Annotated in this window: 22 protein-coding genes and 1 riboswitch; of the genes, 15 read left to right on the plus strand and 7 right to left on the minus strand. The window is 70.9% G+C overall.

Annotation, left to right across the window (positions count from 1 at the left end; all coding sequences use genetic code 11):
* Positions 1-39 precede the first annotated feature (39 nt).
* Positions 40-858: a hypothetical protein gene (locus Q0Z83_RS50365; protein ID WP_317790677.1), complete on the plus strand. Its 819-nt coding sequence runs from the start codon at positions 40-42 to the stop codon at positions 856-858.
* Here Q0Z83_RS50365 and Q0Z83_RS50370 read toward each other — a convergent pair.
* Positions 827-1,321, minus strand: coding sequence for a DUF3093 domain-containing protein (locus Q0Z83_RS50370; RefSeq protein ID WP_317790678.1), 495 nt, complete (start codon positions 1,319-1,321; stop codon positions 827-829). The two genes, Q0Z83_RS50365 and Q0Z83_RS50370, sit on opposite strands and share 32 nt — an antisense overlap.
* Positions 1,322-1,426: 105 nt before the next feature.
* On the opposite strand from Q0Z83_RS50370, the gene dut reads away from it, so the two are divergent.
* The 4 genes from dut (at position 1,427) to Q0Z83_RS50390 (ending at position 3,857) form a co-directional block, all read left to right on the plus strand.
* A complete protein-coding gene (gene dut, locus Q0Z83_RS50375) occupies positions 1,427-1,879 on the plus strand; it encodes a dUTP diphosphatase (RefSeq protein ID WP_317790679.1) in 453 nt (150 codons plus the stop codon).
* A 28-nt stretch (positions 1,880-1,907) separates the two neighbouring features.
* Positions 1,908-2,582: a DUF3710 domain-containing protein gene (locus Q0Z83_RS50380; protein ID WP_317790680.1), complete on the plus strand. Its 675-nt coding sequence runs from the start codon at positions 1,908-1,910 to the stop codon at positions 2,580-2,582.
* Positions 2,583-2,670: 88 nt separating this feature from the next.
* Entirely contained in the window at positions 2,671-3,048 is a 378-nt protein-coding gene (locus Q0Z83_RS50385) for an OB-fold nucleic acid binding domain-containing protein (RefSeq protein WP_317790681.1), read from the plus strand.
* A complete protein-coding gene (locus Q0Z83_RS50390) occupies positions 3,045-3,857 on the plus strand; it encodes a DUF3159 domain-containing protein (RefSeq protein WP_317790682.1) in 813 nt (270 codons plus the stop codon). The genes Q0Z83_RS50385 and Q0Z83_RS50390 overlap by 4 nt, the downstream gene beginning before the upstream one ends.
* Here Q0Z83_RS50390 and Q0Z83_RS50395 read toward each other — a convergent pair.
* Positions 3,825-4,511, minus strand: coding sequence for a potassium channel family protein (locus tag Q0Z83_RS50395; RefSeq protein WP_177320006.1), 687 nt, complete (start codon positions 4,509-4,511; stop codon positions 3,825-3,827). The two genes, Q0Z83_RS50390 and Q0Z83_RS50395, sit on opposite strands and share 33 nt — an antisense overlap.
* Complete coding sequence (locus tag Q0Z83_RS50400) at positions 4,508-5,173, minus strand: potassium channel family protein (protein WP_317790683.1); 666 nt, start codon at positions 5,171-5,173, stop codon at positions 4,508-4,510. The genes Q0Z83_RS50395 and Q0Z83_RS50400 overlap by 4 nt, the downstream gene beginning before the upstream one ends.
* Positions 5,174-5,286: 113 nt before the next feature.
* On the opposite strand from Q0Z83_RS50400, the gene Q0Z83_RS50405 reads away from it, so the two are divergent.
* Positions 5,287-7,317, plus strand: coding sequence for an APC family permease (locus tag Q0Z83_RS50405; protein WP_317790684.1), 2,031 nt, complete (start codon positions 5,287-5,289; stop codon positions 7,315-7,317).
* A complete protein-coding gene (locus Q0Z83_RS50410; protein WP_317790685.1) occupies positions 7,314-8,660 on the plus strand; it encodes a class I SAM-dependent RNA methyltransferase in 1,347 nt (448 codons plus the stop codon). Before Q0Z83_RS50405 ends, Q0Z83_RS50410 begins: the two co-directional genes overlap by 4 nt.
* A gap of 292 nt (positions 8,661-8,952) precedes the next feature.
* Here Q0Z83_RS50410 and Q0Z83_RS50415 read toward each other — a convergent pair whose 3' ends face one another.
* A complete protein-coding gene (locus Q0Z83_RS50415; RefSeq protein WP_317790686.1) occupies positions 8,953-9,813 on the minus strand; it encodes a bifunctional 5,10-methylenetetrahydrofolate dehydrogenase/5,10-methenyltetrahydrofolate cyclohydrolase in 861 nt (286 codons plus the stop codon).
* A 13-nt stretch (positions 9,814-9,826) separates the two neighbouring features.
* Positions 9,827-9,909: riboswitch (ZMP/ZTP riboswitch) on the minus strand.
* A gap of 143 nt (positions 9,910-10,052) precedes the next feature.
* Here Q0Z83_RS50415 and dxs point away from each other — a divergent pair.
* The 7 genes from dxs (at position 10,053) to Q0Z83_RS50450 (ending at position 18,408) form a co-directional block, all read left to right on the plus strand.
* Complete coding sequence (gene dxs, locus Q0Z83_RS50420; RefSeq protein ID WP_317790687.1) at positions 10,053-11,963, plus strand: 1-deoxy-D-xylulose-5-phosphate synthase; 1,911 nt, start codon at positions 10,053-10,055, stop codon at positions 11,961-11,963.
* A 41-nt stretch (positions 11,964-12,004) separates the two neighbouring features.
* Positions 12,005-13,321, plus strand: a complete 1,317-nt coding sequence (locus Q0Z83_RS50425) for an outer membrane protein assembly factor BamB family protein (RefSeq protein ID WP_317790688.1) — start codon at positions 12,005-12,007, stop codon at positions 13,319-13,321.
* Between the two features lie 19 nt (positions 13,322-13,340).
* Positions 13,341-14,696, plus strand: a complete 1,356-nt coding sequence (locus tag Q0Z83_RS50430) for an outer membrane protein assembly factor BamB family protein (RefSeq protein WP_317790689.1) — start codon at positions 13,341-13,343, stop codon at positions 14,694-14,696.
* A 30-nt stretch (positions 14,697-14,726) separates the two neighbouring features.
* The gene (locus tag Q0Z83_RS50435) at positions 14,727-16,028 is read left to right on the plus strand and encodes a PQQ-binding-like beta-propeller repeat protein (protein WP_317790690.1); all 1,302 of its coding nucleotides are present in this window, start codon (positions 14,727-14,729) and stop codon (positions 16,026-16,028) included.
* A gap of 32 nt (positions 16,029-16,060) precedes the next feature.
* The gene (locus tag Q0Z83_RS50440) at positions 16,061-16,735 is read left to right on the plus strand and encodes a response regulator transcription factor (protein ID WP_317790691.1); all 675 of its coding nucleotides are present in this window, start codon (positions 16,061-16,063) and stop codon (positions 16,733-16,735) included.
* Positions 16,732-17,952: a sensor histidine kinase gene (locus Q0Z83_RS50445; RefSeq protein ID WP_317790692.1), complete on the plus strand. Its 1,221-nt coding sequence runs from the start codon at positions 16,732-16,734 to the stop codon at positions 17,950-17,952. Before Q0Z83_RS50440 ends, Q0Z83_RS50445 begins: the two co-directional genes overlap by 4 nt.
* Positions 17,953-18,114: 162 nt before the next feature.
* Positions 18,115-18,408, plus strand: coding sequence for a hypothetical protein (locus tag Q0Z83_RS50450; RefSeq protein ID WP_317790693.1), 294 nt, complete (start codon positions 18,115-18,117; stop codon positions 18,406-18,408).
* 58 nt (positions 18,409-18,466) lie between these two features.
* On the opposite strand, the gene Q0Z83_RS50455 is transcribed toward Q0Z83_RS50450, so the two are convergent.
* From Q0Z83_RS50455 to Q0Z83_RS50465, 3 genes are all read right to left on the minus strand, one after another.
* On the minus strand, positions 18,467-19,249 hold the full coding sequence (locus tag Q0Z83_RS50455) for a hypothetical protein (RefSeq protein WP_317790694.1): 783 nt from the start codon (positions 19,247-19,249) through the stop codon (positions 18,467-18,469).
* A 134-nt stretch (positions 19,250-19,383) separates the two neighbouring features.
* Complete coding sequence (locus tag Q0Z83_RS50460; RefSeq protein ID WP_317790695.1) at positions 19,384-21,444, minus strand: 3-hydroxyacyl-CoA dehydrogenase NAD-binding domain-containing protein; 2,061 nt, start codon at positions 21,442-21,444, stop codon at positions 19,384-19,386.
* Positions 21,441-22,637: a thiolase family protein gene (locus Q0Z83_RS50465; protein ID WP_093619790.1), complete on the minus strand. Its 1,197-nt coding sequence runs from the start codon at positions 22,635-22,637 to the stop codon at positions 21,441-21,443. The genes Q0Z83_RS50460 and Q0Z83_RS50465 overlap by 4 nt, the downstream gene beginning before the upstream one ends.
* 247 nt (positions 22,638-22,884) lie before the next feature.
* Here Q0Z83_RS50465 and Q0Z83_RS50470 point away from each other — a divergent pair, with 247 nt between their 5' ends.
* Complete coding sequence (locus tag Q0Z83_RS50470) at positions 22,885-23,748, plus strand: hypothetical protein (RefSeq protein ID WP_317790696.1); 864 nt, start codon at positions 22,885-22,887, stop codon at positions 23,746-23,748.
* Positions 23,749-23,762: the final 14 nt, after the last annotated feature.

Raw genomic sequence — 23,762 nt, forward strand, 5'->3', positions numbered from 1 at the left:
CGGGCACAGATGCCGGTGACGCCCACGGGAAGGACGACGATGAGCCAGCCGGACCGCGCGACCGAACCCGGTGCCGAGATCGTGCCCGCTGAGACCACCCCCGCGCCGGAGGAGGCGGGCCGCACCGTCGCGGCCCTCACCGCGGACGACCTGGAGCCCGGTAGCCGGCGCCGGCTTCTCGGCCGGCTCGCCGGGCAGGTCCGCAGCAGCGGCGCCGGACGGCTGTTCCGGCCGAAGGCGGCTCTGCAGTGGGTCACCGACCAGGTCACCACGCTGGCTCCGCACGTCCCGGTCCGGGACCGGGAGACCCTGCGCCGGCACTTCCCCGGTCTGGACGACACGGAGCTGGCCGAGCGCCTGATCCGGAACGCGGCCCGGGCCACGGCCGGGGTGGGCGCGGCCGGTGGCGGCATCGCCGCGGTCGAGTGGGTCGCCACACCGACCCTGCTCTCCGCACCCGTACTGCTGGCCACCGAGACGGTGGCCGTGGTGGCGATCGAGATCAAGCTGATCGGCGAGCTGCACGAGATCTACCGCCGCCCGATCACCGGGACCGTCGGCGAGCGGGCTCTGCGGCTGGTCGAGGCGTGGTCCGGCCGCCGTGGGGTGAACCCGTTGGTCCCCGGCGTCGGCGTGGCCACGGTGCTGGGCACGGCGAGCCGCAAGGAGCTGCAGAAGTCGCTGATGAAGCGGTTCGGGCGCAACCTGACCACCTTCGGCCCGATGCTCACCGGCGCGGCGGTCGCCAGTTACCTCAACCGGCGGGCCACCCGGCAGGTCGGCGACAGCGTGCACGCCGATCTGCGTAAGCCGCCGCCGGCGCTGATCACGCCCGCTCGGCGCGAGCTCGGCGACTGACCTCCAGCAGCGCGGTCGCCAACTCGACCGGCCGCCGGGTGCTGACCACCCAGAAGGGGGTCGGGTCATCCGGGTCGTCGAGGAGCACCTGCACGGCCGGACCGATCCAGGCCCGCTGCACCACGAAGGCCAGCGGGTGCGAGCCGACCCCCAGCGCCTCCCGCTTGCCCGCGGCGTCCAGCGCGACCACACCGGAGATGAACTCGACCGGCAGGCGGGCGTCGTCGACCCGGAACTCGTCCGGGGTGACCTCGACCCGCAGCCGGTCCAGCGGGACCAGGATCAGCAGGCTGAGCGGGAGCAGCACCACATAGGGCACCCAGATCGGCACCTCGGGGACACCCAGCATCAACTCGGTGGCCAGGATCGCTCCGGCCGTCAGCGCGGCCGGCCAGGCCCACCACGGGAGACTCAGCCGTTCCTGATGGGCCGCAACCGTGCGGGCCGGGGACTCGGGTGTCACCCTCGAAGGGTACGGCGCGCCTCCGTGGCCGGGCGCGGCAGGATGGCAGGGTAGGTGCCGCCCGAAGTACCCCGTCCGTAGTACGCCAGTGAAGGAACACCCGCTGTGACCGATGTGATCGTCCAGGTCCTCCGGATCGACCCGGACCTGCCCCTCCCGGCCTACGCGCACCCCGGGGACGCGGGCGCCGACCTGGTCGCGGCCGAGGAGGCGGAGATCGCCCCGGGTGCCCGGGTCAAGGTCCGCACCGGTGTCGCGATCGCTCTCCCGGACGGCTTCGTGGGCCTGGTTCACCCGCGCTCCGGATTGGCGGCGCGACTGGGGGTGACGGTCCTCAACGCGCCCGGTACGGTCGACGCCGGTTACCGTGGCGAGATCCTGGTGAACCTGATCAATCACGATCGGGAGAACACCGTCAAGATCTCACGGGGCGACCGGATCGCCCAGCTCGTGATCCAGCGGGTGGAGCGGGCGGCGTTCCATGCTGTGGACGCCCTCGGCGACACCGCGCGCGGCGCGGGCGGCCACGGTTCGACCGGTGGCCACCAGGCCCTATGAGCTTTGCGAAAAGGAAAGGCTGGCAGTGATGTTCTCCCGTAAGCGCGGTGCCGCGAAGCACGTCCGGTCGGCTGACGCGCCGCCCTCCAAGGCGCTCGCCGACAGCCTCGCCTCCGACGGCATGCCGCCGGCGCCCGAGTTCGGCCCGTGGGACGTCAGGTACGCCCCGGAGGGGGTGCAGCGGCTCGACCTGGGCAGCCTCCGGATCCCCGCGATCGAGGGCGTCGAGGTGCGGGTGCAGGCCAACCCGGACGGCGGTGTCGAGCAGGTCGTCCTGGTCGACGGGGAGAGCGCCCTCCAGCTGGGCGTCTTCGCCGCGCCGAAGACCGAGGGCATCTGGGGCGAGGTGCGCGAGGAGATCGCCGGTGCGATGGCCGCCGACGGCGTCAGCCCGCGTGAGGTCGACGGGCGGTACGGCGTGGAGCTCATCGCCCGGGTGAACACCCCGGAGGGCCCGGCGGACGTCCGGTTCGTCGGCGTGGACGGGCCGCGGTGGATGGTGCGGGCGCTCTACCAGGGCGCGGCCGCCTCCGACCCGGGTCGTGAGGGTGTCCTCGGCCAGGTGCTGTCCGGTCTGGTCGTGGTCCGTGACAACGAGCCCCGGCCGGTGCGCGAGCCGCTGCCGATGCGCCTGCCGAAGGAGATGGCCGAGCAGGGTCAGGCCGCGGCGCAGCAGGGCGCCAACGGCAATCCGCTGCAGTGACCTAGATCACCGGGGCGCTTCGGGCGTAGCGTGGTCGTCGAGTACACGCGCACACTGCGTCACGTCGACGAAGGGTGACGGCGAAGTCATGACGACCGAAGAGCGCACCGGATTACGGCGGTTCCTGAGCCGGTTGACAGCGACCGACTCGGAGCTGGACGCGGAGGAGCTTCAGCGGGACAGCGCCAAGTGCGGCGCCGTTCCGGCCGGTGAGTGCCGCCGTGGGCAGGTCGTTTCGGTTTCCGGACGACTGCGCACGGTGGCGTACACTCCACGCACCAACCTGCCGACGCTGGAGGCCGACCTTTACGACGGCAGTGACGTGGTCACGCTGGTCTTCCTGGGGCGCCGGTCCATCGCCGGCATCGAACCGGGGCGTCAGCTCACCGCGCGAGGCCGGATCGCGATCCGGGACGACCGCAAGGTGATCTACAACCCCTACTACGAGCTGGAGGCGCCCCGGTGACACCCGGAAGCGACCCGCGTCACGCCGCGCACGAGTCGGTCGAGGAGCGGATCGCCGAGCTCGTCGGGGATGCCGAGGAGAAAATCGCCGCGGAGATCATCGCGGAACACGACCTGCGCCCGGTCACCGAGGAGAAGCCCGACGACGAGGAGCCCTTCCCGTCGATGAGCGAGCAGATCGCCGAGCAGCTCGGCGGTGTGCGCGGCCTGATCGAGTCGAGCGTCCCGGTGCTCGCCTTCGTGCTGCTCAACGTGATCCTCAGCCTCGAGGCCCTGGGCCTGGAGAAACGCGAGTCACTGCTCTGGGCGATCATCGGCTCGGTCGGCTCGGCGCTGGTCATCGGCGGTGTCCGGCTGGCCCGCCGGCAGCCGATCCGGCACGCGGTGAACGGCCTCTTCGGCATCGCGCTCGGCGCCTGGCTCGCGTGGCGTACCGGGGATGCCAAGGATTTCTATCTCCCCGGCATCCTGCTCACCTTCGGCCAGGCGGCGGTGTTGCTGGTCTCGGTGGCCTTCCGCAAACCCCTCATCGGGTACGCCTGGGGCATCATGGCCAACAAGGGCAAACAGGACTGGTTCGAGAATTCCCGGCTGTTCCGGACCTTCCAGTGGCTGACCGTGCTCTGGGCCGTGTCACTCACCGTCCGCGCCGGTATCCAGTTCGTGCTCTACCTGATGGGCGAGGCGAACGCGATCGGCGTCGTCCGGATCCTGGTCAGCTGGCCGATCTACGCCGCCACCTTCGCCTTCACCATCTGGGCCGTCCACCGGGTGACGTCAGCCCAGCGGCGGGAGACCCCGGTCGCCTAGCACCACCGCGCGGACCTGGTCCTCGACCTCGCTGGTGCACACGAAGATCAGCTCGTCGCCGGCCTCCAGCGGGTCGTCGGGCGTCGGCACCACGACCCGCTTACCGCGCAGGATCGCGACCAGCGCGGCGTCCCGCGGCATCGGCACCGAGCGCACCGGCTGTCCCTCGTAGGGCGCGTCCTTCGGCAGGGTGATCTCCACCAGGTTCGCCTCGCCCTGCCGGAAGGTCATCAGCCGGACCAGGTCGCCGACCGTCACCGCCTCCTCGACCAGGGCGGCCATCAGGCGGGGCTTGCTCACCGCCACGTCGACGCCCCACTGCTCGGTGAACAGCCACTCGTTCTCCGCCCGGTTCACCCGGGCCACCACCCGGGGCACCGCGAACTCGGTCTTCGCCAACAGCGACACGACGAGGTTGGCCTTGTCGTCGCCGGTCGCCGCGACGACCACGTCACAGCCGGCCAGATCGGCCTCCTCCAGGCTGCTCAGCTCACAGGCGTCGGCGAGCACCCAGCGGGCCTCCGGCACCCGCTCCGGGCAGAGCTGACGCGGGTGCCGCTCGATCAGCATGACCTCGTGCCCGTTGCCGATCAGCTCCTGGGCGATGGACCGGCCCACATTGCCGGCTCCCGCGATGGCGATGCGCACGGTCAGTTCCCTTCCTTGTCAGCGCCCTGGGCGACGTCCAGCACCTGGTCCACGGTCTCGTCGGTGACCAGCATGTAGACCTGGTCACCGTCCTGCAGGACGGTGGACTGCTGAGCCAGCATGCCCAGCCCGAACCGGGCCATGTAGGCGACCCGCGAGCCGGTCCGGTCCTCGAGCGACTTGACCGTGCGGCCGATCCAGTCCCGGTGCAGGGGCGTCTCGACGATGCTGACCACGCTGGTCGGGTCGCGGAACACCTCGACCCGCTGGTCCGGCACCAGGAACCGGTACATCCGGTCGGCGGCCCAGCGGATCGTGGCGATCGTCGGGATGCCGAGGCGCTCGTAGACCTGCGCGCGGCGGGAGTCGTAGATCCGGGCCACCACCCGGGAGACACCGAACGTCTCACGGGCCAGTCGGGCCGAGATGATGTTGGAGTTGTCGCCGCTGGAGACTGCGGCGAACGCGTCGGCCCGCTCGACCCCCGCGGCCCGCATCACATCCCGGTCGAAGCCGATACCGTTCACGGTGACACCACCGAAACCGTCGCCGAGACGGCGGAACGCCTCCGCGTCGCGATCGATCACGGCGACCTGATGACCCTGGGCGTCGAGCTTCTGGGCCAGCGTCGAACCGAGCCGGCCGCACCCCATGATGACCACGTGCACGGTTCGTGCCCTCCCGAATCTGTACGGACCAGTGTGAGCCTGCCATGCCCCGCGCAGGGACGCTGTCCGGGGCGGGCCACGCGCCGAAAGGTCCGCCCGTACGCTTGGCACTCGTGGCAAGTACCACCTCTCTAGCCAAACGGCTGCTGCTCGGCCGGCCGTTCCGCTCGGACAAGCTGCAGCACACGCTGCTGCCCAAGCGGATCGCGCTTCCGGTCTTCGCGAGCGACGCGCTCTCCAGCGTGGCGTACGCGCCCGACGAGATCCTGCTGACGCTCTCGATCGCCGGCGCGGCCGCCTACATGTATTCGCCCTGGGTGACGCTCGCGGTGGCGGTGGTCATGGTGACGGTGGTCGCCAGCTACCGGCAGAACGTGTACGCCTACCCGTCCGGCGGCGGTGACTACGAGGTGGCCACGGTCAACCTCGGGCCCAAGGCCGGCCTCGGCGTGGCCAGCGCGCTGCTGGTCGACTACATCCTCACGGTCGCGGTGTCGATCTCGTCCGGGGTGAGCAACCTCGGCTCGGTGGTCCCCTGGGTGGCCGAGCACAAGGTCGTCATCGCCATCATCGCGATCGTCCTGCTGAGCGCGCTCAACCTGCGTGGGCTCCGGGAGTCGGGGGCGGCGTTCGCCGTACCCACCTATCTCTTCATCATCGTGATCGTCGGGATGATCCTCACCGGCCTGGTCCGGGTCTTCCTCCTCGGCGACGACCTGCGGGCGCCGAGCGCGGACCTGACGATCGTCGCCGAGGAGGACCATCTCAGCCAGTTCGCCTTCGCGTTCCTGCTGCTCCGGACGTTCTCGTCGGGCTGCGCGGCGCTCACCGGTGTGGAGGCGATCTCCAACGGGGTGCCCGCCTTCAAGAAGCCGAAGAGCAAGAACGCGGCGACCACCCTGCTGCTGCTCGGCGGCCTGTCGATCGTGATGCTCTACGGCATCATCCTGCTGGCCCAGGCGACCCACCTGAAGTTCGTGGAGAACCCGACGCTGCAGATCATCCCGAACGAGGCCTCCGAGGGGTACGTCCAGAAGACCGTCACCACCCAGCTCGCCGAGACCGTCTTCGGCAGCGGGTCGGTCCTGCTCTACCTGGTCGGCGCGGTCACCGCGCTGATCCTGTTCCTGGCCGCGAACACCGCCTTCAACGGCTTCCCGGTGCTCGGCTCGATCCTCGCCCAGGACCGGTATCTGCCCCGCCAGCTGCACACCCGTGGTGACCGGCTGGCGTTCAGCAACGGCATCCTCTTCCTCGCGGTCGCCGCGATCGTGCTGATCGTGGCCTTCGAGGCCGAGGTCACCCGGCTCATCCAGCTCTACATCGTGGGCGTGTTCGTGTCGTTCACGCTCTCCCAGCTCGGCATGATCAGACACTGGAACCGGCTGCTGCGTACCCAGCGGGATCCGCAGCGCCGCCGCCAGATGTTCCGCTCCCGGGCGATCAACACCTTCGGCATGGTGCTCACCGGCGCCGTCCTGATCGTCGTCCTGATCACGAAGTTCCTGCTCGGCGCGTGGATCGCGATCGCCGCCATGATCGTCATCTACGGTCTGATGGTGGCCATCCACAGGCACTACACCCGCGTCGCCGAAGAGCTCAAACCGACCGACGAGCGGCCCGTCCTGCCCTCCCGCAACCACGCGATCGTGCTGGTCAGCAAGGTGCACCAGCCGACCCTGCGGGCGCTCGCCTACGCACAGGCGACCCGGCCGGACACGCTCACCGCGGTCACCGTGAACGTCGACGACAACGACACCCGCGGCATCCAGGCCGAATGGGAGCGCCGGCAGCTGCCCGTGCCGCTCACCGTGGTCGACTCGCCGTACCGGGAGATCACCCGGCCGATCATCGACTTCGTGAAGAACACCCGCCGCGCCTCACCCCGCGACGTGGTCACCGTCTTCGTCCCCGAGTACGTGGTCGGCCGTTGGTGGGAGAACCTGCTGCACAACCAGAGCGCCCTGCGGATCAAGGGCCGGCTGCTCTTCGAACAGGGTGTGATGGTGGTCAGCGTGCCGTGGCAGCTGCGGTCCAGCCAGGACCGCAACCTCGACCGGATGGACCGGGTGCTCAGCCAGGCGCCCGCCCGCGGCCCCCGCGCCCAGGGCGGCCTCGAATCCGAGGACGGTGACCGGTCGTGAGCGTCGCCCCTTCGTCCGCCGGCGCTTCCGCCACTTCCGACACCGAGGATCTCGTCGAGGGTGACCGGGTCGAGGTCGTCGTGGGCGCGCCCGCGCACGGCGGCCACTGCGTCGCCCGGATCGGCGGCCCGCACGGCCGGGTCGTCTTCGTCAGGCACGCGCTGCCCGGCGAACGCGTCACCGCCGAGATCACCGAGATCCATCGCGGCTACCTCCGGGCCGACGCGGTGGAGATCCACGAGGCCTCGCCGGATCGGGTCACCCCACCCTGCCCGCACGCCCGGCCCGGCGGCTGCGGCGGCTGCGACCTCCAACACGCCTCCGGCGAGGCACAGCTGCGGTGGAAGACCGAGGTGGTCCGGGAACAGCTGGTCCGGCTGGCCGGCCTCGACCCCGATCATCTGGTACGGGTGGAAGCACTGCCGCCACCGCTGGACCGTCCCGGTGACGACCCGGGGCAACTGCTCGGATGGCGCAGCCGGATCCGGTACGCGATCGACGCCGCCGGCCGCCCCGGGCTGCTTCAGCACCGGTCGCACCAGGTGGTGCCGATCGACCGCTGCCGGATCGCGCACCCCGCCATCCAGGCGCTCGACGTGCTCGCCAACGACTGGCCCAATGTCGACGCGCTGCAGGCGGTCGCGTCCACCGGCGGCGACGTCGCGGTCCTCGGCCGCCCGTCCGGATCGGCCGGCCCGGCACCCGACGACGACCTCACCGATGCCCCCGAGGGCGGCCCGCTGTTTCGGCTCTCCGGCCCGCCCGAGGTGATCGAACTCGCCGCCGGCCGCGCGTGGCGGATCCCGCCGCAGGGGTTCTGGCAGGTCCACCCGTCGGCCGCGGACACACTGGTCAACGCCGTGCTGGAGATGCTCCGGCCGGCCGCCGGAGAGATCGCTTGGGACCTCTACGGCGGCGCCGGTCTGTTCGCCGCCGCCGTGGCCGAACGCACCGGCGGCCGGGTCACCGTCGTCGAATCGTCCCCGACCGGGGTGGCCGCGGCCCGGGCCAACCTCGCCGGGCTGATCGGCTCCGACGGCCGCCCGCAGGCCGAGATCGTCGAGGCGCGGGTCGACGTGGCGCTGGCCCGGCGACGGGTGACCGGCCCGGTCGATCTGGTCGTGCTCGACCCGCCCCGGTCCGGCGCCGGTGCCCGGGTGGTCCGGGCGCTGGCCGCGGCCCGCCCACGGGCGATCGCCTATGTGGCGTGCGATCCGGCGGCCCTGGCCCGCGACCTGAAGACGTTCGTGTCGCTGGGCTGGCGCCTGGAGAAGCTACGGGCGTTCGACTGCTTCCCGATGACCCAGCACATCGAATGCGTGGCCCACCTGGTCCCGGCCTGACGTCCAGCGGCCGGTCTCCCGGCCGGCATTCAGACCTGTCCCCGCAGTTGGGACGTCCCGGCCGGTGCTCAGGGCTGGCACCGCGCCGCGGTGACAGCCTGAGGATCAGCTGCTGGGGTGAGCCGGCGCCGAGAGGCCTCGGAGCCGGGTGGGGCGGTGACAGCCCGGTCGGCCGGTCGGTGACGGGCGGATCAGCCCGGCGGGCGCGTTTCGGCCCGGAAGGGGCAGCCACCTCGCGTAGCGCGGGCGGGGCGGGGTGGCTGCGGTTGAGGGCGGCCCACGGCGTACCGAATCAGGGGTTGGCCCTTTCGGCGGCGGCCACCGCGTTGCGGAAGAGCATCGCGACCGTCGTCGGGCCCACGCCACCGACCCGTGGGGTGATGGCTCCGGCCACCTCGGCGCACGACTCCTCGACGTCCGGCAGCAGGCGGCGGCCCTCGTAGCGGACGCCGGCACCGATCACCACCGAGCCGGGCTTGACGTGTTCCGGCTTGACGATGCCGGGGACGCCGACGGCGGCGATCAGGATGTCGGCGCGCTGGGCGTAACGCGGCCAGTCCTTGACGCCGGTGTGCACGACGGTGACCGCGGCGTTGGCGGTCGGCCGTTTCTGGGCGAGGAGCATGGCGAGCGGGCGGCCGAGGGTGGCGCCCCGGCCGAGGATGACCACCTCGCGGCCGGAGACCTCGACGCCGTGGAAGGCGAGCAGCGCCTCGATGCCGGCCGGGGTGCAGGGCAGCGGGCCGGGCAGGCCGACGGCGAGGCGGCCCATGTTGAGCGGGTGCATACCGTCGACGTCCTTGTCGGGGTCGAGGGTCTGCAGGGCCGCGTCGTAGTCCAGGTGGGCCGGGATCGGGTACTGGATGAGGACGCCGTGCACGTCGGAGTCGTCGTTGTAGGCGGAGATGACCTTGAGTAGGTCGGCCTGGGTGACGTCGCCGCTGAGGTGCTCGTGCGGGGACTCGAAGCCGAGCTCGGCGGCCTGCTTCTGCTTGATCCGGATGTAGCCCGCGGAGGCGTCGTCGTCACCGACCAGGATGGTGGCGAGGCTGGGCCGGATCCCGCGGTCCTTCAGCTTGGCGACCCGGGCCTTGACGTCGTCGAGGACCGCCTCGGCGACCGGAGCGCCGGGCAGGAGACGAGCAGTGGACATGTGTGACTCCTCAGCCGGGAGCCCAGGCGGTCGACTCCGCGTGACGAGCTCCCCGATGGTTCGACCATCCCTGTGCCGCCAGTCGCTGCGTGCCCTCCAGGATGCCGGACGGCTTCGCCCGCTGCCCACCCGGGGTGTGGCCGTACACCGGTCGGGGGAGGTCGCGATTGTGTGGAGGAATGGTGACGGTCCGTTCGCTCAAGTCGCGTCCGGGCGGCACACGGATAGACTCTTCCCCCATGAGCGACTCCCCCTCGACCCCGGCCGGCCTGCTGACCAGCATCACCAATCCGGGTGATCTGAAGCGACTGACCGCGGAGCAGCTGACCCTGCTCGCGGCCGAGATCCGTGACTTCCTCGTCGCCAAGGTGTCGCGGACCGGGGGCCACCTCGGTCCCAACCTGGGTGTGGTCGAGATGACCCTGGCCATGCACCGGGTCTTCGACTCCCCGCGCGACAAGATCCTCTTCGACACCGGCCACCAGTCGTATGTCCACAAGATCGTGACCGGCCGGCAGGACGGCTTCGATCTGCTCCGCCAGCGTGGTGGCCTCACCGGCTACCCGAGCCAGGCGGAGAGCGAGCACGACCTGATCGAGAATTCGCACGCCTCCACCGCCCTGTCCTACGCCGACGGTCTGGCCAAGGCGTTCGCACTGCGCGGTGAGGACCGTCACGTGGTCGCGGTCGTCGGTGACGGCGCGCTGACCGGTGGCATGTGCTGGGAGGCGCTCAACAACATCGCGGCCACGCGCAACCGTCTGGTGATCGTGGTCAACGACAACGGTCGCTCGTATGCGCCGACCATCGGCGGTCTCGCCGACCACCTGTCCACGCTGCGCCTCAACCCGGGTTACGAGAAGGTGCTCGACCTGGTCAAGGACGCGCTGGGCCAGACCCCGGTGGTGGGCAAGCCGGTCTTCGAGGTGCTGCACGCGGTCAAGAAGGGCATCAAGGACGCGGTCAGCCCGCAGCCGATGTTCGAGGACCTCGGCCTGAAATACATCGGGCCGGTGGACGGTCACGACCAGCAGGCCATGGAGTCGGCGCTGCGGCGGGCCAAGGGCTTCAACGCGCCCGTCATCGTGCACGCGGTGACCCGCAAGGGCTACGGCTACCGGCCGGCCGAGCAGGACGAGGCGGACTGCCTGCACGGCCCGGGCGCGTTCGACCCGCAGACCGGCGCGCTGACCGCCAAGCCGTCGCTGAAGTGGACCGCGGTCTTCGCCGACGAGCTGGTCCGGATCGCCGACGAGCGGCTGGACGTGGTGGGCATCACGGCCGCGATGGCCGAGCCGACCGGCATCGCCGAGCTGGCCAAGAAGTATCCGGAGCGCACCTACGACGTGGGCATCGCCGAGCAGCACGCCGCGACGTCGGCGGCCGGTCTCGCGATGGGCGGCCTGCACCCGGTGGTCGCGGTCTACGCCACCTTCCTGAACCGGGCTTTCGACCAGGTCCTGCTGGACGTGGCGATGCACAACCTGCCGGTGACCTTCGTGCTGGACCGGGCCGGGATCACCGGGCCGGACGGGCCGAGTCACTACGGCATGTGGGACATGAGCGTCTTCGGTGTGGTGCCGGGGCTGCGGATCGCCGCGCCGCGTGACTCGGCGACGCTGCGTGAGGAGTTGCGCGAGGCGGTCGCGGTCGAGGACGGGCCGACGATCGTGCGCTTCCCGACCGGCGCGGTCGCGCCGGACACCCCGGCGATCCGCCGGGTCGGCCAGGTGGACGTGCTCCGCGAGGGCGAAACCCAGGACATCCTGCTGGTCGCGGTGGGTTCGTTCGTCGGCCTCGCCCTGGAGGCGGCGGAGAAGATCACCGAGCAGGGGTACGGGGTGACCGTCGTCGACCCCCGCTGGGTCCGTCCGGTGCCGATCGAGCTGACCGGCCTGGCCGCCCAGCACTGGGCGGTCGTGACGCTGGAGGACGGGGTGCGGGCCGGCGGTGTCGGCGACGCGGTGGCGAGCGCCCTGCGGGACGCGGGTGTGTCCACGCCGCTGCGTGACTTCGGCGTGCCGGTGGGCTTCCACCCGCACGGCACCCGCGCCGAGATCCTCGCCTCGCTCGGCCTCACCTCGCAGGATGTGGCCCGCGAGGTGGTCGGGTTCGTGTCCCGTCTCGCGGAGCCTGACATCCGGGTCTGAGCCACTGGGCAACTTCGTTACTCAAAAGTTACCGTTGGCGGATGGGTGCGGACACCGTCAGCGGGCCGATGGTCATCGACCTCGGCTACGACCGGGGTGAGCCGATCACGTACGACCGGCCGGGACGGCGCGCGATGCCGTCCTGGCTGGTGCCGGCCGTGGTCGCGGCGATGGTCCTCTTCTCGCTCACCGCGTCCGGGCCGCCGCCGCCCCCGCTGTTGGATGCGCTGACCCGGGTCGAGATCGGCTCCGGTGACCCGTACCTGGTGACCGGCACCGGCCAACTGGTGGTCCAGTCGGTCGGTGTGCTCGCCTCCTACGATCTGGAGTCCGGCGACCTGCAGTGGCGGGTCGACCAGAAGGTCCCGGTCTACCGGCTGCGATCGGGTGACGGGCTCCTGCTGCTGCGCCCGTGGGGCGCCGGCAGCACCGAGCCGGGCACCACCGCGGTCGCCCTGGCGACCGGCGACCAGCGATGGCACAACACCCGCAGCGTGGTCGGCTTCGAGGGCACCGGGCTGGTGTTCTCGGTCGACGGCGTGCGCAGCCAGTCGTCCGGCACCGGCCGCCGGGTGGAGGGGGCCGTCGAGGCGCTCGACCGGGACACCGGGCGGCCCCGTTGGCGGGTCGAGGTGCCGTCGACCGCGGTCCTGCTGGCCGTGCCGGGCCCGGCCGGCGAGACGGCCCGGATGCTGGTGGTCCGCGACGACCTGCTCGCCCAGCTGTACGACGGGCGGACCGGCGTCCTGCTCGCCCAGCGGCCGGTGCCGGCCGCCAACTACGACCCGGACAACCCGCTGGTGGCCGGGGGAGTGATCCTGCTGCGGCACCCGGGGCCCTCCGGCATCGAGGTGTCCGCCTTCGACCCGGCCACACTGCGGCCGCTGTGGACCGCGCCGGCCGGCACCACCCGCGAGGTGCAGGCGTGTGGCCCGCTCGCCTGCCTGATCGGCCTGGACGGGGTGCGGGCCATCGACCCGGCCACCGGCGACCCGCGCTGGCACCGGCCCGGCTGGCGGTCGATCGAGACGATCGGGCGACGGTTGATCGCCTACGCGGACGGCCCGAAGTCACCGACCGCGCTGGTCGACCCGTCGACCGGCCGGGTGCTCGTCGATCTGACCGGCTGGCGGCCGCTCGGCGGGGCCACCGCCGACGGGGACGTGCTGGTCACCCGGGAGATCGGGGCGGATCCGCGTACCATGGTCGCGGTCGCGGCCCCGCGCCTGTCCCGGCCGCGGGTGCTCGCCGAGTTGCCGGCCGGCACCGGGGAGTGCCAGTCCGCCCCGGAGCGACTGATCTGCCGGTCGATGTACGGCGAACTGGTCGTCTGGGCCTATCGGGCCGAGCCGGCGTGATCCTCAGGAAGGTTGTGGCGTGGCGCTGATCGAGCTGGATCTGGACGCCCCGCCCGATCGGATCGCCGGACGCCGTACCCCGCCCCCGTGGCGTTACCGCCACCTCGGCCTGGTCGTGGCGGTGCTCCTGGTGCTGGCCGCGGCCGGCGCGGCCCCGGCCGGTGGCACCTTCTGGCGTCCGCTCGGCCTGATCCCGGCCCCGCCCGGCGCCGAGTCCACGATCCAGATCGCCGGTGGCCGGGTGTTCACCATCGTGCTCGCCGGGCAGAGCCGCACCCTCACCGCGTGGGATCCGCAGCCGTCTCCGCACCGGCTGTGGAGTGCCGAGGTGCCGATCAGCGCCACCTTCGACCCGGCGAAGGGTGTGTTCGGCCCGATCCGGGTGCAGCGGATCGGCGGGCTGCTGCTGGTCGGCGCCGGGCTGTCCAGCACGGTCCTGGACCCGGACACCGGGGCGATCCGGTGGACCACCCCGAACCGGATCACCCCGGTGCCCGACGGCCTGGCCGTTCTCACCGACCGGATCTTCCGGCCCGGCACCCTCTACGACCAGGAGTCCGGCGATCCCGGGATGCTCTACTTCTCGGCCGACGGCCGGCCGCACGTGGAGCCGCCGGTCCGGACCGAGGTGCGCGGCCTCGACCTGGCCACCGGCGAGGTGCTGTGGACCGCCACGCCCGGCGGTTCGGTGACCGCCGAGGCGGCCCGCGGTGCCGGCCCGCCCGCGGTCCTGATCACCTCCTCCGACCGGTTGAGCCTGCGCGATGCCCGGACCGGCGCGGTGCTGCGCGAGACCGAGCTGCCCGAGGAGGCCGGTTCCGGTCCGGGCACCAGCGACGTGCTCGACGACGTGGCACTGATCGGCTATCCGGAGGCCGGGCTCCAAGTGGGGTACGACGTACGGACCCTGGACCGGCTCTGGACCCGTGACCTGCACACCGAGGGGGAGCCGGACAACTGTGCGGGCCTGCTCTGCACCGGCGGCGACCGGGAGGTGCGGGTGCTGGACCGGCGCACCGGCAAGTCCGCCTGGTCGGCGCCGGCCACCGCCGCCCTGGCCGCCCGGGCCGGATCGGTGCTGATGAGCGGCCCGGACGGGGACGGCCCGGAGCTCCTCGTCGACGGTGTGACCGGGGCGCCGCGCGCCGACCTGTCCGGCTGGACCGGCGAGGTGGAGGGCTTCGACGCGCACGCCCTGCTGTTGTGGCGGGACGAGAAGGGCGGTGGCCGGGCGTTCGGGGCGGTGCTGCCCGGGGCCACCGAGGTCAGGTATCTGGGGGCGGCCGACGGGCTGGGCGGGGACTGCGGTGGCGACGATCGATACGTAGTCTGTCGGGATGTCCGGGGTCTGCGGGTCTGGGCCTATCGGATCTGAGACCGGTACGGGCGCACATGGGGGCGGTAGTTGCGGGATGCCCTGATCGATCTCGGCGAGGTGCCGTCCGGGGAACCGGAGTCCGCGCTGCCACGGCCGCCGCTGCCGGCGTACCGCTGGATCCTCGGTCTTCTGACGGTCGTGCTGGCCGCGCTGCTCGGCGGCGCCGGACCACCGCCGCCCTCGACCGATCCGGTGTTCCTCCCGATCAACCTGGGTGACCGGATCCAGGTCGCCGGGGACCGGCTCTACGTCGCCGGGCTGGTCGGGCCGATCGGCACGGTGATGCGGACCTACGCGATCCGGGCCTATCAGCTGCCCGAGGTGACGCCGCTCGGCGAATTCCAGGCCACCGTGCCCGGGGACATCTTCACCTTCTCCGCCATCGGTGACGACCTGCTGCTCGTCGCCTTCAACGACGTGCAGTCCTCCGATTCCGGGCTGATGGCGGTCCGGGTGGGTGGCGGCGAGCCGCTGTGGAGGCGGACGGCGTCGCTCTACGGCCTCGATCAGCAGAGCGGCCTGACGCTGATCCAGGAGAACGTCACCTCGGACCGGTCGGTCTGGCGGGCCCTCGACGCGCGGACCGGGGCCGTGCACTGGTCGCTCGAACAGCCGGGCAGCGACCAGGTGACGATGTCGACCGGCTCCTACTGGGCGGGTTATCCGGCGCGGCTCTTCTCGGTGCGCGACGACGGGCTGATCGAGGTGCGCGACGGGCGCACCGGCACGCTCACCGCGACCGCCCGGCTTCCGCGGCCACCCGGCCCGGACTTCGTGGCCTGGGCGACGGCCGGGCTGCTGGTCGCCGGGTACGGCACCGAGGAGACGATCGCCTACGACGAGCTGACCATGGCCGAGCGCTGGCGGCGTTCCGGCGAGGTGCTGCCGGATGCCGGCTTCCCGCAGGACTGCGGGCCGATGATCTGCCTGGCCGGGTTTCCGAGCGGCCTCAGCGTCGTGGACCCGGCCACCGGCCGTGAGGTGGCGCACTCCGACGGATTCGACACGGCCGAGGTGATCGGTGACCGGGTGCTGGTCGCCCAGGCCAGCCAGACCCAGCCGGAACTGGCCGTGTTAGACCCGCGGACCGGCCGGACCGCGATCGCCGGGCCGTGGGCCAGCGGCGGTCCCGGCCCGAAACCCGGCACCGCCTGGATCTACCGGCATCAGGCGGTCGGCTACGCCCTGCGGTACGGGATCCTCGACCTCGCGACCGGCCGGGTGTGGCTGCGTGGGCGGGCCGAACGGATCGCCGGGGACTGCCGGTTCTCGACCGACGCGCTGGTCTGCCGGCGGTTGGATTCGTCGATCGCGATCTGGCGCCTCTGACGTAACCTGCACCTACGAGTGTGGAGGTCGCGGTGCGGGTGCTGGTGGTGGAAGACGAACGGGACATGGCCGATGCCATCGTCCGGGGGCTGCGCCGCAAGGGGATGGCGGTGGACGTCGCCTACGACGGCCTCGAGGGGCACGAGATGGCGTATGTCACCAGGTATGACGTGGTCGTCCTCGACCGTGACCTGCCGGGCATGCACGGCGACGAGATCTGCGCCGCCCTGGTCGAGTCGGGTGCGCTGACCCGGGTGCTGATGCTGACCGCCAGCTCCTCGGTCGAGGACAAGGTGGAGGGCCTGGAGCTGGGCGCCGACGACTACCTGGCCAAGCCGTTCGACTTCAAGGAGCTGGTGGCCCGGGTGCAGGCCCTCGGCCGACGGGCCACCCCGGTCGCGCCACCGGTGCTGAGTGTCGGCAACCTGGTGCTGGACCAGTCGCGCCGGGTGGCGACCCGGGGTGGGGTGACGCTGGAGCTCACCAACAAGGAGTTCTGCGTCCTCGAGGAGCTGCTCAAGGCCAAGGGCGGCGTGGTGTCCAGCGAGGAGCTGCTGGAGCGGGTCTGGGACGCCAACACCGACCCGTTCACCACGACGGTCCGGGTGACCATCAACACGCTGCGCAAGAAGATCGGCGATCCACCGCTGATCGAGACCGTGGTGGGCGCCGGCTACCGGGTGCCCGAGCCGGTCGTGGCCTCGTGACCGTCTATCCCGGAATCCGTAGTCGCGGCCTGCGGTTCGACGTGCGGCCCACGCTGCGGCTGCGGCTCACCCTGCTCAACGGGATCCTGCTGGTCGGCGCCGGTGCGGTGCTGGTGCTGCTGGCCTGGCTGCTGGTCAGCGAGTCGCTGCATCCGGTCGACGCGCTCCAGCAGGGCTCGACGGTGACGCTGCGGGACGGGACCGCCGTCGAGGCGGTGGCCTGGCAGGACGACATGGTCGCGCAGGCCTCCCGGGAGTTGCTGATCAAGGGGTTCAGCGCGTTGGCCGCGGTCGGCATCGTCGGGATAGCGCTGGCCTACGCGGTGACCGGCCGGGCTCTGCGCCCGCTGCGTGACGTCACCCAGACCGCTCAGCGGCTCGGTGAGGAGACGCTCGACCAGCGGATCCGCTACTCCGGTGCGGACGGTGAGGTAGCCGAGCTGGCCCGCACGTTCGACGCGATGCTCGATCGGCTGGCGGCCGCGTTCGAGTCGCAGAAACGGTTCGTGGCGAACGCGTCGCACGAGTTGCGCACCCCGCTCGCGGTGATGCGGACCGAGATCGACGTGACGCTCAGCGACGACGAGGCCGATGTGGCCGAGTTCCGCCGGATGGCCAAGGTGGTCCGTAACGCCTCGGAACGGGCCAACGGCCTGGTCGACGCGCTGCTGGTGCTGGCCCGGTCGGAGGCGCAGTCGGGCCGCCGGCTGGTCCGCAAGGTGCCCGCCGATCTTTCGCTGAGCGTGCAGAACGCGCTGTCCGCGGTGAAGGCCGAGGCGGAGCGGCTGAAACTGGAGGTCACCACCGAGCTGGGGCCGGCTCCGGTGGTCGGTGACCCGAGTCTGCTGGACCGACTGGCCGGCAACCTCATCGAGAACGCGATCCGCTACAACCACCTGCTGGGCCGGCTGTGGTTGCGTACCGAGTCGTCGGGCGGCCGGGCCATGCTGATCGTCGGCAACACCGGTTACGAGGTCGAGCCGGCCGATGTGCCGGGGCTGTTCGAGCCGTTCCGGCGGGGTGGCTGGGAACGGACCGGATCGAGGGGTTCGGGCCTGGGGCTGTCGATCGTGCGGGCGGTCTGTGACGCACACGGCGGCACGGTCCGTGCGGTGGCCCAGGAGGGCGGCGGGCTGGAGGTCACGGTGACCCTGCCGGCCGCCGACACGACGCCCGTGGTGGCCGGGGCTGCGAGCGTTCCCCGTATCCGGAACTGAAAACAAACTGTCCCTAAGCAGCACCGTTGCGGGGGCATGCATCGAGGCATCGGAATATATAGTGATCGCTAACAACGTGCTCATGGGGGCCTCGGCGTTATCAACGAGGGGAACAGTTGTATGCGAATCACGAACATCAGGGTCAGCCGGTCGATGGCTCGGATGGCCACAGTCGCCATGCTCGCCACCGGCGGCATCGGCATCGCCGCCGCGCCGGCCTTCGCCTTCCCGTCGGGGTGCTCCACCCCGGACATCGTCGATGACGGTGTGAAGGTCGGAGCCTACAGCAAGTGCACCGGTGGCACCGGCTCCCACCAGATCACCATCGCCTGCAAGGGCATCGCCGGGGTGAACTGGTTCACCGGTCCCTGGAAGAAGGTCGGGTCGATCTCCTCGAAGGAGTGCCCGCTCGGCACCAGCCTGTACTCGAAGTTCAACACGCTGTCCAGCACCTGATCGACACATGGCGGGGCTGCTCCGGTGCGTCCGGAGCGGCCCTGCCGCGTACCCGTGATCAGTTGGTCTTGGTCTTCGTCTCGATCTCGGCCCGCACCTTCGGGAACTCGGCCTGGATGTCCGGGGCCTTCTTGAAGAACCACATGACCATGCCGACGCTGCCCTCGTCGGCCCAGCCGCAGACCGCCACGTCGATGCCGGAGACCGAGCTGGTGCCGCACTGCGCGACCCCGCCCAGCGTGCCGGTGTCGGCCGGGGTCAGGCCGCTGACCGGGGCGTCCTTGCCGAACGTCTGGAACGAGGCGTCCAGCTCCTTCTGTGGGCTGGCGATCAGGGCCTTGGTGGCCAGCGCGGCGACCATGTCCTCCTTGTTCGGGTCGCCGTAGATGGCGCCGAACGAGCTCTCCGCCCCGGGGTACGCGGACAGGCTCTTCTCCATGTCCGCGGTGATCGCGGCGAACTCCTGGCTCTCCAGTTTCGGCCGGCCGCCGAGCGTCGCCGGTTCGGTGATGGTGACCGCGGCGAGGTCGTCGGCCGCGTTCTTGCCGACCAGGTAGAGCGCGGTGAACCCGCCGATGCAGAGGACCGCGACGATACCCAGCGAGATCAGGACGATCGGCAGGACCCGGGACTTGCGCGCGGGCGGCATCGGCGCCGGTGGGAAGCCTCCGAAACCGGGCGGTGGCGGGGGCGCGCCGAACGGCTGCTGCGGAGGCTGCTGCCCGTACTGCTGCGGGGGCTGCTGCCCATACGGGGGTGGCTGCTGGCCGTACTGCGGCTGCTGCCCGTATTGCGGCTGCTGCCCGTATTGAGGCTCACCCGGGTGAGGAGGGTACGTCATCGATGCTCCAGAGCTTGTGATGTCGGAGGATCGTACCGGCGAAGCGGCGACCGCGATGACCTCTGACCGGGTGAAAACGAGAAGCCCCCGCACCTTCGCAAGGCGCGGGGGCACTCGTTTGTGCACCATCTGCGTCAGGCGCGGACGTTCGCCACCCCGTCGGCCAGGAAGCGCTTGCCGGTCACCTTCTCCGCGGTGCCGCTGCGGTCCAGGTACGGCGTGACACCACCCAGGTGGAACGGGTACCCGGCGCCGAGGATCATGCACAGGTCGATGTCCTGTGCCTCCGCGACCACACCCTCGTCGAGCATGATCCGGATCTCCTCGGCCAGGCCGTCGAGCGCCTTCTGGCGTACCTCGTCGGCGGTCAGCGGAGCGTCGCCGACCTCCAGCAGCGCGATGACCTCGGGGTTGATCTCCTTGTCCACCATCACCGGCAGTTTGGAGTCGACGATCCGCTTGAGGTTGGGGGAGTCCACGTACCGGTCCGGGAACGCGGCGTGCAGGGTCTCGCCCACGTGGTAGGCCACGGCCGGGCCGACCAGCTGGAGCAGGGCGATCGGGCGCATCGGCAGGCCCAGCGGGTCCATCGCCACGTTCACCACGTCCAGCGGGGTGCCCGCGTCGACGGCCTGGAAGATCTCGCTGGTGACCCGGGTCAGCAGGCGGTTGACCACGAACGCCGGAGCGTCCTTGACCAGCACCGACGACTTCTTCAGGGTCTTGCCGACCTCGAACGCGGTGGCCAGCGTGGCGTCGTCGGTCTTCTCGCCCCGGATGATCTCCAGCAGCGGGAGTACGGCGACCGGGTTGAAGAAGTGGAAGCCGACCAGCCGCTCCGGGTGCTCCAGATCGGCGGCCATCTCGGTGATCGACAGCGAACTGGTGTTGGTCGCGAGGATCGCCTCGGGCTTCACGATCTTCTCGAACTCGGCCCAGATCTGCTTCTTCAGGTCGAGGTTCTCGAAGACCGCCTCGATCACGAAGTCCGCGTCGGCGAAGACCGACTTGTCGACCGAGCCGCTGACCAGCAGTCGCAGCTTGGCGGCGGTGCCCTCGTCCATCCGCTTCTTGGCGACCAGCTTGTCGATCTCGGCGTGCACGTAGCCGACGCCCTTGTCGACGCGCTCCTGGTCGAGGTCGGTCAACACGACCGGCACCTGCAGGCGACGCAGGAACAGCAGAGCCAACTGCGAGGCCATCAGGCCGGCGCCGATGATGCCGACCTTGGTGACCTTGCGGGCCAGCGACTTGTCCGGGACACCGACCGGGCGCTTGGCCCGCCGCTGGACCAGGTCGAACGAGTACAGGCTGGCCCGGGACTCGTCGCCCAGGATCAGGTCGGCGAGGGCCTCGGTCTCGGCCGCCGTGCCGTCGGCGAAGGAGGCGGTCTTGGCCAGGGCCAGCAGCTCGACGGCCTTGTTGGCGGCCGGGACGGCGCCGTGCAGCTTCTCGTCCAGCATCGCCTTGACGAACTCCAGGACGCCGTCCCAGTCCTTGCGCTCGATCTCCGGGCGCTCCACCGTGACGTCACCCTTGACCACACCGGCCGCCCAGGCCAGCGAGTCCTCCAGGAAGTCGGCCGCCTCGAAGAGGGCGTCGGCGACACCCATCTCCTTGGCCTGCTTCGGTCGCAGCTGCTTCTGGGTCAGCGGGTTCTGCAGGATGACCGTGGCGGCGTTGATGATGCCGATCAGGTTCGGCAGGATCTGCGAGCCGCCCCAGCCGGGGATCAGGCCGATCGCGACCTCGGGCAGCGCCAGCGCGGCCGCGCCGGTCGAGACGGTGCGGTAGTGGCAGTGCAGCGCCACCTCGAGGCCGCCGCCCATGGCCGCGCCGTTGATGAACGCGAACGTCGGGATCTCGCTGTTCTTCAGACGAGCGAAGACCCGGTGGCCCAGCTCGCCCAGCGCGACCGCCTGCTCGCGGGAGTTGATCAGCGGCATGCCGGTGATGTCGGCGCCGACGCAGAAGATGTACGGCTTACCGGTGACCGCGATGAACGCCGGGTCCGCCTCGGTGGCCGTGGTGATCGCCTCGTCCAGCGACTTCAGGCCGCCCGGGCCGAAGCTGTTCGGCTTCTTGTAGTCGAAGCCGTTGTCGAGGGTGATCAGTGCGGCCGGCTTGGCCAGCCCGGGTACCTGCACCAGGCGGACGATCGCCTTGGTGACTACCTCGTTCGGATTCTCGATCACTTGGCCGCGCCTTCCCAGTACGGGTTCTCCCAGATGACGGTGCCGCCCATGCCGATGCCGATGCACATGGCGTTGATGCCGTAGCGCACGTCGGGGCGCTCGGCGAACTGCCGGGCCAGCTGCGTCATCAGGCGGATCGCCGAGGACGCGAGCGGGTGGCCGATGGCGATCGCGCCGCCCCACGGGTTGACCCGCGGGTCGTCGTCGGCGATGCCGTAGTGGTCGAGGAAGGCCAGCACCTGGATCGCGAAGGCCTCGTTCAGCTCGAACAGGCCGATGTCGTCGATGGTGAGACCGGCCTTCTTCAGCGCCTTCTCGGTCGACGGGATCGGGCCGTAACCCATGATCTCCGGCTCGACGCCGACGAACGCGTAGGACACCATCCGCATCGCGACCGGCAGGCCCAGCTCACGGGCGGTCGCCTCGTCGGCCAGGATCGCCGCGGTGGCGCCGTCGTTCAGGCCGGCTGCGTTACCGGCGGTGACCCGGCCGTGCGGGCGGAACGGGGTCTTCAGGGTGGCCAGCTTCTCCAGCGACGTCTGGCGCGGGGCCTCGTCGACGGTGGCCAGGCCCCAGCCCAGCTCGGCCGAGCGGATCGCGACCGGCACCAGGTCCGGCTGGATCTTGCCGTCGGCGTACGCCTTGGCGGTCTTGATCTGGGAGTTGAGGCCGTAGGCGTCGGCCCGCTCCTTGGTGATGTGCGGGAGCCGGTCGTGCAGGTTCTCCGCGGTCGAGCCCATCACCAGGGCGGACGGGTCGACCAGCTTCTCGGCCAGGATCCGCGGGTTGGGGTCGACGCCCTCACCCATCGGGTGCCGGCCCATGTGCTCGACGCCACCGGCGATGGCGATGTCGTACGCGCCCATCGCGATGCCGCCGGCGACATTGGTCACCGCGGTCATGGCGCCCGCGCACATCCGGTCGACGGAGTAGCCGGGCGTGGTCTTCGGCAGGCCGGAGAGCAGGGCGGCGGTCCGGCCGAGGGTCAGGCCCTGGTCGCCGATCTGGGTGGTGGCCGCGATCGCGACCTCCTCCACCTTCTCGGGCGGGAGGTTGGGATTCCGCTTCAGCAGTTCGCGCATACAGCGGATCACCAGGTCGTCGGCGCGGGTCTCGGCATACATGCCGCCCGCCTTGCCGAACGGGGTGCGGACGCCGTCGACGAAGACGACCTCGCGTACTTCACGGGGCACAGCAAGCCTCCTTGCGGGCGTGAACCCAAATGTGTCGGCAATGCTACTCGCCAGTAACTAGTAGCGGCCAGGGGCTCCGAGAAAAGGTCACATTCGCGAGCCGTACGTCATCATCGACCCGGGGAACCTGGACTGAACGGAAAATCCAGGACCGGCCGAACCGGTGTGTGAAGTCACCGGACGAGGGACCGTGCAAGGCCCCTGAGCACCGATAAGATCCATCGACTTCACGATTCCTGGAGCGTCGATGACGTACCCACCGCATCCCGGTGAGCACAACCCCGGCGGTTGGGGGCAGCCCCAGCCGCCGCAGTACCCGCATCAGCCCGACCCCACCCGGCCCTACTCGGCGCCGCCCGCATACGACCCCAACCAGCCGTACGGTGCGAGCCCGCAGTACGGCCCGCCCGGCTACCCTCCGCCGTTCCCACCGCCGCAGCCACCGCGGAAGTCCACGAACACGCCCATCGTGATCGGTGTGGTGGCGCTCTTCCTGGTGCTCTGTGTCGGTGTCGTCACCTCGCTCTACCTGATCGGCAAGAACGCCTCGGACGCCGACGACCTGGTCGACGCGTCGGGTGACAAGCGCACCGAGGCCACCGCCGAAGCCACCGCCGAGCCCACCATCGAAGCGACCACGCAGGCGCCCCGGGCCACCATCAAGATCACCGAGCCGGCCAAGCTCGGCGGGCGCCCCAAGCTCACCGGCGCGGAGTTCGAGGGCATCACCGAGGAGTTCCGGGCCGAGATCGCCTCCGACCCGACCGCCGGCGACTCGTTCGGAGCGTTCTACGGCGACCCGACCAAGGAGAACATCGTCATCGCGGTCGCCGTCGAGACCGAGGTACCGCTGCCCGGGGTGGCGCTCGGCGGGATCTTCAACGGCATCGGCAGTGGGGGACTCAAGGTCACCAACCTGACCGAGGCGAGCACCGGCAAGTTCGGCGGCGCGGCCAAGTGTGGCGACGCCGACGGCGACGGTGTGCCGGTGGCCATCTGCAGCTGGGCCGACGAGGGCAGCATCGGCATGATCATGTGGCACTCCAAGAAGGCCAAGCAGATCAAGGCCGAGTTCCCGAAACTGCGCGCCCAGATCGAGACCCGGAGCTGACGCGATCTTGTGAG

Source organism: Actinoplanes sichuanensis, assembly GCF_033097365.1.
In the GTDB taxonomy this organism is placed as follows: domain Bacteria; phylum Actinomycetota; class Actinomycetes; order Mycobacteriales; family Micromonosporaceae; genus Actinoplanes; species Actinoplanes sichuanensis.

What these genes read in the sequence shown, in the direction of transcription:
- Q0Z83_RS50365 (WP_317790677.1), top strand. Translation starts at nt 40, where the DNA reads ATGAGCCAGCCGGACCGCGCGACCGAACCCGGTGCCGAGATCGTGCCC.
- Q0Z83_RS50380 (WP_317790680.1), top strand. Translation starts at nt 1,908, where the DNA reads ATGTTCTCCCGTAAGCGCGGTGCCGCGAAGCACGTCCGGTCGGCTGAC.
- Q0Z83_RS50385 (WP_317790681.1), top strand. Translation starts at nt 2,671, where the DNA reads ATGACGACCGAAGAGCGCACCGGATTACGGCGGTTCCTGAGCCGGTTG.
- Q0Z83_RS50415 (WP_317790686.1), bottom strand. Translation starts at nt 9,813, where the DNA reads ATGTCCACTGCTCGTCTCCTGCCCGGCGCTCCGGTCGCCGAGGCGGTC.
- dxs (WP_317790687.1), top strand. Translation starts at nt 10,053, where the DNA reads ATGAGCGACTCCCCCTCGACCCCGGCCGGCCTGCTGACCAGCATCACC.
- Q0Z83_RS50425 (WP_317790688.1), top strand. Translation starts at nt 12,005, where the DNA reads ATGGGTGCGGACACCGTCAGCGGGCCGATGGTCATCGACCTCGGCTAC.
- Q0Z83_RS50450 (WP_317790693.1), top strand. Translation starts at nt 18,115, where the DNA reads ATGGCCACAGTCGCCATGCTCGCCACCGGCGGCATCGGCATCGCCGCC.
- Q0Z83_RS50455 (WP_317790694.1), bottom strand. Translation starts at nt 19,249, where the DNA reads ATGACGTACCCTCCTCACCCGGGTGAGCCTCAATACGGGCAGCAGCCG.
- Q0Z83_RS50470 (WP_317790696.1), top strand. Translation starts at nt 22,885, where the DNA reads ATGACGTACCCACCGCATCCCGGTGAGCACAACCCCGGCGGTTGGGGG.